General features: G+C 72.3%; 9 protein-coding genes and 1 pseudogene. 8 read left to right on the top strand and 2 right to left on the bottom strand.

All coding sequences use genetic code 11. The annotated features are described in order from the left end of the window. Positions 1-87 precede the first annotated feature (87 nt). Positions 88-915, bottom strand: coding sequence for an enoyl-CoA hydratase family protein (locus tag ABUW04_RS15925; RefSeq protein ID WP_380565332.1), 828 nt, complete (start codon positions 913-915; stop codon positions 88-90). Between the two features lie 108 nt (positions 916-1,023). Here ABUW04_RS15925 and ABUW04_RS15930 point away from each other — a divergent pair, with 108 nt between their 5' ends. From ABUW04_RS15930 to ABUW04_RS15950, 5 genes are all read left to right on the top strand, one after another. Next, positions 1,024-1,833: a thioesterase family protein gene (locus ABUW04_RS15930; RefSeq protein ID WP_380565334.1), complete on the top strand. Its 810-nt coding sequence runs from the start codon at positions 1,024-1,026 to the stop codon at positions 1,831-1,833. A gap of 156 nt (positions 1,834-1,989) precedes the next feature. After that, the gene (locus tag ABUW04_RS15935; RefSeq protein ID WP_380565336.1) at positions 1,990-2,841 is read left to right on the top strand and encodes an LAETG motif-containing sortase-dependent surface protein; all 852 of its coding nucleotides are present in this window, start codon (positions 1,990-1,992) and stop codon (positions 2,839-2,841) included. Positions 2,842-2,874: 33 nt separating this feature from the next. Next, complete coding sequence (locus ABUW04_RS15940) at positions 2,875-3,381, top strand: GNAT family N-acetyltransferase (RefSeq protein WP_380565642.1); 507 nt, start codon at positions 2,875-2,877, stop codon at positions 3,379-3,381. Further along, positions 3,378-4,499: an aminoglycoside phosphotransferase gene (locus tag ABUW04_RS15945; protein ID WP_380565338.1), complete on the top strand. Its 1,122-nt coding sequence runs from the start codon at positions 3,378-3,380 to the stop codon at positions 4,497-4,499. Before ABUW04_RS15940 ends, ABUW04_RS15945 begins: the two co-directional genes overlap by 4 nt. After that, complete coding sequence (locus ABUW04_RS15950) at positions 4,496-5,299, top strand: exodeoxyribonuclease III (protein ID WP_380565340.1); 804 nt, start codon at positions 4,496-4,498, stop codon at positions 5,297-5,299. The genes ABUW04_RS15945 and ABUW04_RS15950 overlap by 4 nt, the downstream gene beginning before the upstream one ends. Before the next feature lie 96 nt (positions 5,300-5,395). Here ABUW04_RS15950 and ABUW04_RS15955 read toward each other — a convergent pair. Beyond that, positions 5,396-5,731: pseudogene (locus ABUW04_RS15955) on the bottom strand (IS256 family transposase); the annotation flags it as partial. Positions 5,732-6,315: 584 nt separating this feature from the next. Between ABUW04_RS15955 and ABUW04_RS15960 the strand changes: the two are divergent. The 3 genes from ABUW04_RS15960 to ABUW04_RS15970 are packed head-to-tail and all read left to right on the top strand — an operon-like array spanning position 6,316 to position 13,717. Further along, positions 6,316-11,577, top strand: a complete 5,262-nt coding sequence (locus tag ABUW04_RS15960; protein ID WP_380565342.1) for a type I polyketide synthase — start codon at positions 6,316-6,318, stop codon at positions 11,575-11,577. Beyond that, positions 11,574-12,404: a hypothetical protein gene (locus tag ABUW04_RS15965; protein ID WP_380565344.1), complete on the top strand. Its 831-nt coding sequence runs from the start codon at positions 11,574-11,576 to the stop codon at positions 12,402-12,404. The genes ABUW04_RS15960 and ABUW04_RS15965 overlap by 4 nt, the downstream gene beginning before the upstream one ends. Continuing rightward, positions 12,401-13,717 carry an FAD-dependent oxidoreductase gene (locus ABUW04_RS15970; protein WP_380565346.1) on the top strand — a complete coding sequence of 439 codons (1,317 nt, stop codon included), beginning with the start codon at positions 12,401-12,403 and terminating at the stop codon, positions 13,715-13,717. Before ABUW04_RS15965 ends, ABUW04_RS15970 begins: the two co-directional genes overlap by 4 nt. Positions 13,718-13,840: the final 123 nt, after the last annotated feature.

Here is a 13,840-nt window from a genome sequence, read left to right on the forward strand (position 1 = left end):
GCGCGCCTCCCTCCCGGCCCGCTCGGGGCCGTACCGCCAGTCTATAGCGTTGGTCTGACGACCGTCATGGACAAGCCATCATCCGGCTCAGCGTCCGCGCCACTCCGGGGCCCGCTTCTCCTTGAACGCCGCGTGGAACTCCGCGTAGTCGGCGCTCTTCATCAGCAGCGCCTGGGTCATCGCCTCCAACTCGACGGAGGAGGCCAGGCCCATGTCCAGCTCCTGGGTGAGCAGCGCCTTGGTCTGCGCCAGTGCGAAGGCCGGCCCGTCGGCCAGCCGCCGGGCCAGGGCGGCGACCGTCCCGTCCAGCTCCTCGTCCGGGACCAGCTCGCTGGCCAGGCCGTAGCGGTCGGCGGAGGCCGCGTCGATGGTGTCGCCGAGCATCAGCAGCTTGGTGGCGTTGCCCAACCCGACCAGGCGCGGCAGCAGATAGGCGGCGCCCATGTCGGCGCCTGCCAGTCCGACCTTGGTGAACAGGAAGGCGAACCGGGCCGACCGGGCCAGCACCCGGAAGTCGGCGGCCAGCGCGAGCACCGAGCCGGCCCCCGCCGCGATGCCGTGGACCGCGGCGACGATCGGAACCGGGCACTCCCGCATGGCCCGCACCACCTGCCCGGTCATCCGGGTGAAGTCGAGCAGCTCGTCGGGCCGCATCTCCAGGGTGGCGCCGATGATCTCGTCCACGTCCCCGCCGGAGCAGAACCCCCGGCCCTCCCCGCGCAGCACCAGCGCCCGGGTGTCGCCGCGGTGCGGCAGCTCGGTCAGCAGATCGCGCAGGTCGGCGTAGGAGGAGAAGGTGAGGGCGTTCAGCTTCTCCGGCCGGTCCAGCGTCACAGTGGCCACGCCGTCGGCGCGGGTGACCCGGAAGTGCTCCCAGTCCTCGGTGAACGGCACGGATCCGCGGAACGGGCTCACGGCGTCCCTCCCATCGCTGTTTCTCGACTGTCGTCACGATAACGATATGGGCTGGGGGCACACCTGGGAACCGTGGCGGCCGACCACGCCGCGTATTACCCTTCGGTAATGGCCACCGCTGAAGCCTTCTACCTCCCCGGCCCGGACGGACGGTTCACCGCCACCGCGCTGACCCGCGGCCCCTGGAGCCCCGACGCCCAGCACGCGGGCCCGCCCGCCGCCCTGCTGGGACGCGCCGCGGAACGGTTCACCGCCGAGCAGCGGCCCGGGGCGAGGGTGGTCCGGATGACCTTCGAGATCCTGCGCCCGGTCCCGCTCGCGGAGGTGGCGGTGGCCGTCCGCGCCGCCGAGGCGGGCCGCAACGTCGGCCGGGTCGAGGCCGAACTGCGCCTCGCGGACGGCCGGGTGGCCATGCGCGCCACCGCCCTGCTGATGCGCGCCGAGGACGGCTCGGCCCCGGGCGTCGATCAGCCACTGCCCTGCCCGGGACCGCACGAGGCCCCCGAGGGCAGCTTCCCGGTCCGCTGGGACGAGGGGTACCACACCGCCGTGGAGGTCCGCTTCGTCGCCGGCTCCTTCACCGAGCGCGGCCCCGCCACCTGCTGGTTCCGCCCCCGCTACCCGCTGGTCGCGGGCGAGCCCACCTCCGGCCTGTGCCGCACCCTGATCGCCGCCGACTCCGGCAACGGCATCTCCGGCGAGCTCGACATGAGCAGGTACCGCTACACCAACGCCGACCTGACGGTGCATCTGCGCCGCCCGCCGGTCGGCGACTGGATCGGCCTCAGCTCGCGCACCACCCTCGACCCGGCCGGGATCGGACTCGCCGACACCCTCCTCCTGGACGAGAAGTCCACCATCGGCCGAGCCGCCCAGACCCTCTTCGTCACCCCGGCCCCAGCCGCCCCGTCGAGCTGATCCGGCTACGCAAGAATTCCTTCTTACCTCCCTTCCCGGCAGCCCCGTCTTGCTAGCCTGCTCCTGTCACGAACCTTTGTGCGACCGTTGTGCAACCTTGGTGCGAACTTTGTGCGCCTCCGCTCCTGCCGACCACTCCGATGGGGTCTCCTCGCCATGCGTTCCAGCCAAATCGCCCTGACAGCCGCACTCACGGTGGGAGCGGCCTGCGTGCTCGGTTCCACGGCCTCGGTCGCGCAGGCTGCGGAGCCCGCAGCGGCGCCGCAGCTGACGGCAGCCGGGACCTGCTCCTTCAGCGCCTCGCTGACCGGACTGGCCGGGGTGAAACTGCTGGCGGGCGGCCCGGCCGTGACGGCCACGGTCACCTTCACCAACCGCTCGGCGACGGCGGTCCCGAAGGTCGACGAGGTGCTGGAGTTCTACTACGAGAGCGCGCACTCCTACACCTACCCCGACACCACCAACCTCGCGGTCGAGGTGCGGACCCCGTCGGGATGGACGCCGCTCAGCTACACGGACCGCCGCCTGCTGATCCGGTCCAACGTGACGCTGGCCGCCGGGCAGCAGGACACCGTCCAACTGCGGGTCCGCGCCACGCAGTTCAACGCCACCTGGAGCGAGATCGCCTCGGCTCTGGTGGGAACCGGCCTGCCCGTACCCAGCGCCTCGGGTGAGCCCACCGCCCCGCCGTCCACCGGCACCGTCTGCGGCGGCGCCGACCAGGCCGACTACGCCGTCTCCGACCAGACCTTCTTCATCCCGGGCTCCGCCTCCACCAAGCCGTCCGCCTCCGCGTCCGCCTCCCCGTCGAAGTCAGCCTCCGCGAGCCCGAGCCCGAGCAGCGCCAGCAGCTCACCGGCACCGAGCGCCTCCCCGACCGGCCCCGCCCTGGCCAACACCGGAGGCGGCTCCAACACCGGCACAATCGCCGGCGCCGCCGGCGCCCTGGTCGTGGCCGGCGCCACAGCAGTCGTCGCCACCCGCCGCCGCAAGGCCGCCCACAACTGACGCTCGCCGGGGTGGTGGTGCAGAGTGGACCACATGCCCACGTACGAACCGATGCTGTCCCAACTCGGCACCGAGCGGCTGGCACTGCAGCCGTGGACCGAGTCGGATGCCGATGAACTGTGCGCCCTCCACTCCGAACGCGGCGATGGGACAGCCGCGACGGTCGAGAGGGCCCGAGCAGTCATCGCGAAGCAGCTCGCGGCAACGCCGACGACGGGAATCGCCCTGCTGCCGATCCGGCGCCGGGACGAAGGCGACCTCATCGGCTACTGCGGGCTGATCATCGGCCGCTCCACCATCGACGAACCGGAGATCGCCTACGAGTTGTTCCAACGCGTCCACGGTCGTGGCTACGCCACCGAGGCGGCGCGTGCAGTACTCGAAGCCGCAACAGCGACCGGCCGGAATCGGCTCTGGTCGACCGTCCGCACCTGGAACACGCCGTCGTTCCGCGTCCTCGAGAAGCTCGGCTTCGAGCGGCACCACGTCTCTGTCGACGACCGCGGCGAGTTGGTCTGGCTCACCCGCACGCTGCCGTGACACTGCGAGTGCCGCCTGCGGTGGCCGCTGTCATCGGTCCGGGCCCGTATACCGCCGTCCCGCTGACCCACAATCAGAACAATCGCGCCACGGCCGGTATCGACCGGATCCAAGGCCCCGACGGCAGCGCCGTCCGCAAGCGCCTCACACCCTCGGGCAGCGGCTCAGCTCGTTGGTCCACCAGCGACGACCCGCGGCACTGGAACCACTGGCGCCGCGAATACCTCGCCTACAGCACCGGTTTCGCCGCCACCGTCTACGCCGATGCCGGCCTGGGTGCCCCGACCCTGCTGGGCGTCGAGGAAGACCCCGACGGCGGCCTCACCCTCTGGCTGGAGGACGTCGAGGGCAGGCCGGGACCGCAGTGGAGCGTCGCCGACCTGGCGGACCTCGCGCACCGCCTCGGCACCGCCCAGGCCGCCTGCGCGGCCCGCCCACCCGAACGGCCCTGGCTGTCCCACCGCTGGCTGCGCCACTACCTGACCGCCGTCCCGGACCCCGGCACCGCACCGGACTGGTCGCACCCGGAGGCCGTCGCCGCCTGGTCCGAGCCGCTGCGCGCCGACCTGGCCGCCCTCGCCGCCGACCCCGGACCACTGCTGGCCGTCGCCGAATCCGCTCCGCAGACGCTCTGCCACCTCGACCTGTGGCCGATGAACCTGATCGCGACGGACGACCGGACCGTCCTGCTGGACTGGTCGTTCACCGGTACCGGTGCGATCGGGGAGGACATCTCCAATCTGATCGTGGACTCGGTCGCCGACGGTCTGATGGACCCGTCCCTGCTGCCCGAAATCGCCGCCGTACTCCCCGAGGCCTACCTGCGCGGGCTTCGCGCCGGTGGCTGGCAGGGCTCCGACGCCGCCGTCCGCACCGCCATCGCAGCCTCCGGTGCAGCCAAGTACAGCTGGCTCGCCCCGGCGATGCTGCGCCGCCTCGACCAGGACGTGACCACCCGCGCCTACGACCGCCGCTCCCCCGCCGAGACGCTGCGCCGGCGCCTGGGCCTGCTGGCCCTGGTCGCCGACTGGGCGCGCGCCGCGCTCGGCCGGCCGGGCCGTCATGGACAATGGACCGGTCCTCCGCCTCCGAGCCAGCAGGGAACCCCGGCACCATGAGCACGCTCACCGTCACCACGGCCAATGTCAACGGCCTGCGCGCCGCCACCGGCAAGGGCTACGTCGAGTGGCTGGCCGCGACCAAGGCCGACGTGGTCTGCCTGCAGGAGGTCCGGGCCGAACCCGCACAGCTCGCCGAACATGTCCGCGAGCCCGAGGGCTGGCACGTTCTGTGGGCGCCCTCCGTGGCCAAGGGTCGGGCCGGCGTCGCGGTCCTCTCCCGGACCGAGCCGCAGGACCAGCGCATCGGCTTCGGCTCCACCGAGTTCGACGCGACCGGCCGCTACGCCGAGATCGACCTCCCCGGACTGACCGTGGCCAGCCTGTACCTGCCCTCCGGCGAGGTGGGCACCCCGCGCCAGGAGGAGAAGGAGCGCTTCCAGGTCGAGTTCCTGGACCACCTCAAGGCCCTCCGCGAGCGCGCCGCAGCGGGCGGCCGCGAGGTCCTGGTCTGCGGCGACTGGAACATCGCGCACCACGAGGCCGACCTCAAGAACTGGAAGAGCAACAAGAAGAACTCCGGCTTCCTGCCGGAGGAACGCGCCTGGATGACCCGCGTCATCGACGAGGCCGGCTACGTCGACACGGTCCGCCGCCTCCACCCGGACGTCGACGGCCCCTACTCCTGGTGGTCCTACCGCGGCCGCGCCTTCGACAACGACTCCGGCTGGCGCATCGACTACCAGATGGCCACCCCCGCCCTCGCCGAAAAGGCCACCTCAGCGGTGGTGGAACGAGCTGCCACCCACCCTGAGCGCTGGTCCGACCATGCCCCGGTGACCGTGATGTTCGAGCTGTGACGGCCCCGGAAGCCAGGAGGGCCCCGGGTAGAGGTCGCCTGCCCAGCGGTCCAGGTGCCGTAGGACGGCGGACTGGGCCATCGTCGGGTCCCACGATCCGGCGGCCGAGCAGAGGAACTGCTCCAACGCGGGCACGAAGTCCCCGGACGACAACCCGTGCAGGTAGAGCAGCGGTATCACCTCGCTGACCTTGGGCGGCTTCCGGCACCAGGGCGGCAGGATCTTCGAGGAGAGCCGTTTGCGTCCGCCGGTGCACTCGTCGACGCGGCGGTCGTTCACCCGGGTCGCGGTGACCTCGATGGCCGCCCCGGCGGCCGTGGCCACGGTCCAGGGCCGGTGGCGGCCGTTGGGGACCACCAGGCGACATCCCCGCTCGTCGGTCACGGACTGGGTGGAGCCGTCGTCGATGACTACGCTGAGTACTGGGCGCACCTTCCCGACCCGCGTTGACCGGCGGTGAACTCGGCCTTGTTGGTCCACTTCAGGTCCTTGTGCCGCCCGCCGCTCAACTGCCTCCTCTCCCCTTGCGTACCGGGGACCTGGCCGCCGTTCACGGCAGCAGGGGCGGCGCAAGGTCTCAGCAGCGGCGCACGGTGGCGTCCCGACCGCCCTGCCGCGTTCTGCCTGATGGCGAGCGCCGTGTTCCGGCTTCTGTGCGCCATTGGATGAATGCGGATGTACGCACAGGCTTTGAGCCTGGAGCAGCGGACGCATCACCTTGGCGCGCGCCGCATCCGTGTGTGTCGACAGCAGAGGTCTCGTCCATGCGCGACATCGCCGAAGCAAGCCGCACCGCGCCCGTTCCGCCCTGTCGCCCCGTATGCGGGCTCTGCGCCCCGGACCGACAAGATCAGCGTCGTCCTCCACGGACGGCACCACCGTTTCCTGTCCGCCGGCGAGACGGGGCTGGGCGGAAGCGCGAAGGTGCCGATTTCCCGGCTCCTGCAGCACGGCCCTCGCCGAGTTGCTGCTCCAATCCCTCGTCAGCACCATGACTCTGTACAGGAGTTCATGTCATGTCTGCATCGCAAGCAACACCGATAGCGATCATCGGTATCGGTTGCCGCCTGCCCGGCGGCGTGGTCAGCCCCGGTGGCCTGTGGCAGCTGGCCGCCGAAGGCCGCGGCACCACCGGCCCTGTTCCCGCCGACCGGTGGGACGCAGCCCGCCTGGCCGCCCTGCAGGATCCCGAACTGGAGGAACGCGCCGCCGTCGGCTGTTTCCTCGACGGCGACATATGGGCCTGGGAGCCCGAGGCGCTGTCGGTGGCCCCGGCCGAGCGGGAGTGGGTGGACCCGCAGTCGCGAGTGATGATGGAGGTCGCCTGGGAGGCGGTGGAGCACGCCGGCATCCCGCTGGACCGCATCCGCGCCTCGCGCACCGGCGTGTACATCGGCACCTACGCCCCGGACAACCTGTTCCGCGAGGCCCGCCCGGTGGAGGACGCGCCCAACAGCCCCTACCTGTTCGGCAACTACACCGCCGGGACGGCGGGGCGGGTGGCGTTCGCGCTGGACCTGCGTGGGCCGGTGATGGTGGTGAGCACCCACTGCTCGTCCAGCATGGTGGCGCTGGACACCGCCTGCGGTGCGCTGTCGCTCGGGGAGTGCGACCAGGCCCTGGCTGGGGGCGTGCTGCTGATGGTCGCGCCGCAGACGCACTACTTCGAGGCCCCGCTGCTGCTCTCGCGGCACGGAGCCTGCCACGCCTTCGACGCCCGTGCCGACGGCTACGTACGTGGCGAGGGGGCTGGTGCGCTGCTCCTCAAGCGGCTGGAGGACGCCCGGCGAGACGGCGACCGGGTGCTGGCCGTGATCCGCGGCAGTGCCGTCAACAACGACGGCCAGGCTACCCGGATGACTGCGCCCTCGGCCGAGATGCAGCGCCGGCTGTTCCGGCAGGCGGTGGACCTGGCCGGGATCGACCCGGGCGACGCCGGGTTGGTGGAGGCACACGGCCCGGGGACCTCCGTGGGCGACCCCATCGAGTACTCCTCCATCCATGCCGTTTACGGCCGCACCGGTCGCGGCGGGTGCGCACTGGGCTCACTGAAGACCAACATCGGCCACACCGAGCCGGTCTCCGGCGTCGCCGGAGTGATCAAGGCGGTGGAGTCGCTGCGCCGCGGCCTGGTCCCGCCGAACCGGAACTTCACGGGCTGGAACCCCGGCATCGACCGGGACGAGCCCTCGCGGCTGTTCGTGCCCACCGAGCTGACGCCCTGGCCGGTTCCGGGCAAGTCGCGCATCGCCGCCGTCTGCTCGTACGGGGTGAGCGGAACCAATGGGCACCTGGTACTGGAGGCCGCGCCCGCGCCGCGCCGCATCAAGGCGAAGGCGCCGAAGCAGAGCCCCGGCAGCAAGCGGCTGTTCCTCCTGTCGGCCACCTCGGAGGCCTCGCTCTCCGCCTCCGCGCGCGGTCTGGCCGGCTGGGCCGAGGGCGAGGGCGCGAGGACGCCGGTCGCGGACGTGGTGCACACCCTGGCCCTGCGTCGCCGCCACGCCGAGCAACGGCTGGGCATCGTCGCCGACTCGCTGCCCCGACTCGCCGAGCTGGCTGAGCAGTTCGCGAAGGGACAGGCTGCCGACGGCATCGCCGCCGGGGCGCCGGTGCTGCCGCCGGGACATCCGGGTCCAGTGTTCGTCTTCACCGGACAGGGCTCTCAGTACGCGGGGATGTGCCAGGGGCTGCTCCGCTCCGAGCCGGTGTTCGCCGCCGCGATCGACGCGATCGAGCCGCTGGTCCAGGCCGAGTCCGGGTTCTCGCTGCGCGCGATGATCGAGCGCCCGGAGCAGTTGGTGGGCGTGGACCTGATCCAGCCGGTGCTGTTCGGTGTGCAGGTGGCGCTGGCCGAGGTGTGGCGATCCTGGGGCGTGCAGCCGGCGGCCGTGATCGGGCAGTCGCTGGGCGAGGTGGCCGCCGCCGTGGTCGCCGGAGTCCTCAGCCTGGAGGACGGCGTCAAGGTGATCTGCCGCCGGGCCACGCTGCTTGCCCGCATCGCCCACGGTGCGATGGCATCGGTGATGCTCAGCGCCGACGAGACCCGGGCCGCCATCGAGGCGGCCGGGGCCGACGGCGTGGCCCTGGGCGTGCTCACCGCACCGCGCACCACCGTCGTCTCCGGCGATGCCCAGCAGGTGCGGGCGCTGGTCGAGGCATGGACGGCAGCCGGCACAGTGGCGCGGATGGTGGACGTGGACGTGGCCTCCCACTCGCCCCAGGTCGACCCGGTGGTGGCGGAACTGCACCAGGTGCTGTCCGGGCTGCCCGACAACAGGCCCTGGAAGATCGCGTTCTACTCCACCGTCAGCGCGGAGCCGCGCGACCCCGGCCCGCTGAACGCCGCCTACTGGGTGCACAACCAGCGCGACACCGTGCGCTTCCAGCGCGCGGTGGAGGCCGCCCTGGCCGACGGGCACCGGCTGTTCGTCGAGTGCACCGCCCACCCACTGGCATCACGGCCGATCACCGAGACCGCCGCACAGGCGGGCATCGAGGACGTGGTGGCGGTGGGCTCACTGCGCCGCGGCGCGGACGACGCCGAGTCGTTCCTGACCCACCTGGCCACAGCGCACTGTGCGGGCTTCGACGGCATCGACCTGTCCTCCCGCTACGGCGCCGGGCAGCTGGCCGACGTCCCGGTCACCAGCTGGAACCGCACCCGCCACGGCGGCACCGCCGAGCCCTACACCCTGGTCGCACCGCACCTGCCGGCAGCCCGCCAGCACCCGCTGCTCGGAGGGCACGTGCAGGACCCGGACGATCCCGGACGCCACCTGTGGCAGACGCCGATCAGCCCGGCCCGGCTGCCGTGGCTGACCGACCACCGGGTGGCCGGCGTCCCGGTCCTGCCCGGCACCGGCTTCGCCGAGATGCTGCTGGCCGCCGGAGCCCAGGCCCTGGGCACGGACACGGTGACGCTGGAGGGCATGCGCGCGCAGTCCCCGCTGGTGCTGGAGCCCGAGCCGGTGGTCCACACCCGGCTGCAACTGCAGGAGGACGGCTCCCTGCACGGAGAAGTACTCACCCGCACCGAAGACGGCCAGGTCATCCACGCACACGGCACACTGCGGACCCTGACGGACCGTGAGCCGCCGCCCGTCCTCGACGGCCCGACCGGGGAGTGGACCGACTCCGCGCCCGCCGACCTGCACCGGCACTTCCGCGAGCGGCACAACGTCCTCCACGGCCCGTCCTTCACCGCCATCGACCGCATCCGGCTCAGCCCCGACCGCACCCGCGCCGTCGCCACGGTGCGCACCGCGGACTCCGCCCGGGTGTCAGCCGCAGCGCTGCGGCTGCACCCGGCGCTGGCGGACGAGTTCGTGCAGACGGCGGTGGCCGCCTGGCTCGGCTACTGCGCCACCAGCCCCGGCCCGGTGGTGGTCGCCGGCTTCGACGAGGTCACACTGTTCGGCCCGACCTCCCACACCCGCTACGCGGACGTGACCCTGCACACCGCCGACGACCTGACCTGCACCGCGTCCGGGCTGCTGACCACCGCAGAGGGCACAGTGGTGGCCGAAATCCGCGGTCTGCGCCTGTCCAACATCACCCCACCCGAACAGCGCTACACCGACCGCCTCGCCCACCTGGCCTGGCACCCCGAGCCAGCACCCGACGTCCTGCAGGCGGTGGGCCAGCAGTGGCTGGTCATCGCCCCCGAGCACACCCGCTGGGGCGAACGGCTCTCAGCTCTCCTGCGCAAACGCACCGCCGGAAGTCGCCTGCTGTCGTACCCGCAGAGCCTGTCCCCGGACCGCGCGCCGTTCTCCGACGCGCTGACCAAGGCACTGGAGGACGCCACCAGCCCCGCCGTCACCCACATCCTGCTGGTGCTCAACCGCAGCGGCACCGACCCCGACCCCGCCAGCGCGCAGGCCGCCGTCCGCCGCACCCTGGCCGTGCTGCAGACCCTGGCCGGACGCGGCGCCTCGCCGCGGCTGTGGACGGCCTGGCGCGGCGACCACCCGCTGACCGCCGCCGGGATCCGCGGCCTGCTGCGCGTGGCCGCCTTCGAACTGCCCGAACTGCGGCCCAGCGCCCTGACCCTGTCCAGCGACACACCGCTGGGCGACGTCCTGCCCGACCTGCTGGCGGACGGACCGATCACCGAGATCGCCTGGCACCACCGCGCCCGCTCCAGCGCCCGGGTCCGCACCGGCCCCGCCGACAGGCCGACCGACGAGCCGTCGGCACGCATCCGGCCGGACGGCGGCTACCTGGTCACCGGCGGCCTCGGCGGGCTGGGCCTGCTCACCGCCCGACGCCTGGCCGAACGCGGCGCACGCCACCTGGTCCTGGTCGGCCGCACCGAGCCCGGCCCCGACGCCGCGCGCCAACTGGAGGAGCTGCGCAGCACCGGCACCGCCGTCCAGGTCGTCACCGGCGACATCGCCGACCCCGCGACAGTGCGCCACGCCCTCGACACCGGCCACCCGCTGCACGGCATCGTCCACGCCGCCGGTGTCGTCGAGGACGCCACCCTGACCCGACTCGACACCGAGCTGCTGGAACGCGTCTGGCGCGGCAAGGCCGAAGGCGCCTGGCAGCTGCACCAGGCCACCCTGGAACTGGACCTGGACTTCTTCGCGGTCTACTCCTCGGTCGCCTCCCTGCTCGGCTCCCCCGGCCAGGGCGCGTACGCGGCGGCCAACGCCTACCTGGACGCCCTGGTCGCCCACCGCCTCGCCGAAGGCCTGCCGGCCACCGGCATCCACTGGGGCGCCTGGTCCAAGGCCGGACGCGGACAGCACCTCGCCGCACGCGGCTTCGTGATGATCAGCCCGCAGGACGGCATTGACGCCTTCGAACGCATCCTGGCCGAAGGTCACCAGCAGACCGCCTACTCACCCATCGACGCCGCCCAGTGGACCGCCCCCTACCCGGCGATGCGCGGCTCCACCCTGTTCACCGAGCTGCTCACCGGCGTCACCGCCGGCACTGTCGACGACACGTCACCCGTGCTGGAGGACCTGCAGACCGCAGCGCCCGGCAACGATCGACATCGCATCCTGACCGCCTTCGTCATCGACCAGGTCCGCGAGCTGCTGGGCGGAACCACCCGCCACATCGGCCCCCACACCAGCCTGATCGTCCTGGGCCTGGACTCCCTCGGCGCGGTCCAGCTCCAGCAGCGCCTCGCAGCAGCCCTGCGCACCGACATCGCCCCCGGCACCATCTGGGTCAAACCCAGCCCCGCCGCCCTCGCCGAAGCCCTGCTCGAACAGACCGGGCTGGCCGCCACCGACCGGACGTCCGCACAGGAGGCGAAGTGAACACCCTGCTCCTGGCCACCGCGACGCAGACCGAGCGCACCTGGGCCGGCGGCGTCACCATCGCCGCAGGCTCCCTCGCCACCGCGGCCCTGCTCGGATGGGCCTGGTACGAGTGGCGCAGCAAGGGACGCCAGCTGCTTCTGGTCCTGCTGCTCGGCTCCGCGGTGAGCTTCTTCGTCGACCCCGCCTTCCAGCGCACCGCGGGCATCGTCCTGGGGGCGCCCACCTCCGCCTCACCCGGCGTCTACCACCTGCTGGGCGTCTACGAAGCGCTCTGGTGCCTGTTCGTGTACCCCATGTGGATCTCCTTCATCACCTACCTCGGCTACCTGGCCCTGGAGGAAGGCTGGCACCGCCGCCGATTCTGGACCGTGTTCGCCGCGATGAGCCTGGCCGACGTGGTCGCTGAAGTCCCCTCCGTCCGCTTCGGCCTGTACACCTACACCGGCCAGCAGCCCTTCCGCCTGTGGGGCTTCCCCCTGATCTGGGCCCCCAACTACATGGCCATGGGTCTGCTCCTCGGCGCGGCACTGCACTTCCTGACCCGGGCCGCGCCCGGATGGCGCAGTTGGCTCGCCCTGCCCATGGTGGCCAGCGGCTACCTGGGCCTGTGCTTCGTCACCGGCTGGCCCATCGTGCTGGCCGCGCACCACACCTTCGGCGAACCCCTGGTCAGCCTCTTCGGCCTGGCGGCTCTCGCCGCCCAACTCGCCACGCTGCAGCTGATCGCCTCCCAACTCCCCTCCGACGGTGCCGTCCCCGCATCGACGCACCCAGCCGGAGTTGCCCGACGTGCGGGGGAGTTCACCTCGGACCAGGCATCATGACCACGCGAGCCGTGGTCCTGGGCGGCGGCATCGCAGGACTCCTCGCCACCTCCGCCCTGACCGGCCACTTCGACCGGATCACCCTGGTCGAGCGCGACACCCTGCCGACCGGCCCGCACACCAGACGAGGCACCCCGCAAGCCGCCCACGTGCACGGACTGGTCAGCCGAGGACAATGCGAGATCGACCGACTCCTCCCCGGATTCACCGCGGGACTGGCGGCCGCCGGCGTCCCGGTCATCGACTTCGCCGCCGACACCCTGATTCGCAACCCCCACGGCTGGGCGGTCCGCTTCCCTTCCACGCTCCGGGCCTACGGCGTCAGCCGGACCTTCCTGGAGTGGCGCATCCGCGAACGCGTGCTGGCGCTGCCCGGCGCGGAACTGCGGCAGGGCCGGGCCGTCGGCATCACGCCCGAGGGCCCCAGGGTCGCGGCTGTCACCCTCGCCGACGGCGACGCGTTGACGGCGGACCTGGTCGTGGACGCCACCGGCCGCGGCTCCCGTGCCGACCAGTGGCTGCACGAGGCAGGCTGGCCCGCCGCCCGCGAGACCGTGGTGGACTGCCGCCTCGGCTACGCCACCCGCCAGTACCGCATCCCCGACGACCACCACGCCGACTGGGCCGCCTGCTACGTCCAACCCGGCGCACCGCACCAGCCGCGCGGAGCCATGCTGATGCCCGTCGAGGACGGCCGATGGTTCGTCACCCTGATCGGCGTCGGCGACGACCGCCCGGGCCGCGACGAGCAAGGTTTCACCGCCTTCGCCGAAAGCCTGTGCACCCCCCTGATCGCCCAGGCCATCGCCCACGCAGAACCACTCACCCCGGTCGCGGTCAGCGGCTCCACCGCCAACCGCCGCCGCCACGTCGAAGAACTCCGGCAGCAGCCAGGCAACTTCATCCGCCTCGGCGACTCCGTCTGCGCCTTCGACCCCGTCTACGCACAAGGCATGAGCACCGCCGCCTGGGCCGCATCACTCCTCGCGCACCTTCTGTCCCGGATCCCCGTGGACGACCGTTTCCCCCCTCTGTTCCACCGCGCACTCGCCCGCCAGAACGACTGGGCCTGGCGCTTGGCCACAGCAAGCGACTCCCGCTGGTCGCCCGCGCCACCACCCGACGCCGTCCAACGGATAACCACCCGCTACACCGACCGTGTGATGGCGACCGCCTGCCACAGCAAACGCACCCAACAGGCCCTGCTGGACGTGCTCCACCTACGCAGACCGCCATCCGCGCTGCTCTCTCCCGCCGTGGTCGCCCGATGCCTCCTGCCCGTGCCCGGCGGAGGCCGCCGAACACGGAACTGAAGCGCAGCCGCAAGTGGATGCCTCTGCGACGACCGAGCAAGGTTCGCTGGGGCTGGGTGAGCTTCGAGATCGTCGACCGCAAGAAGTTGGACGGGGCCCTCCCGAAATGACGTCAGCGCACGG

The organism is Streptacidiphilus jeojiensis, assembly GCF_042510965.1.
In the GTDB taxonomy this organism is placed as follows: domain Bacteria; phylum Actinomycetota; class Actinomycetes; order Streptomycetales; family Streptomycetaceae; genus Streptacidiphilus; species Streptacidiphilus jeojiensis.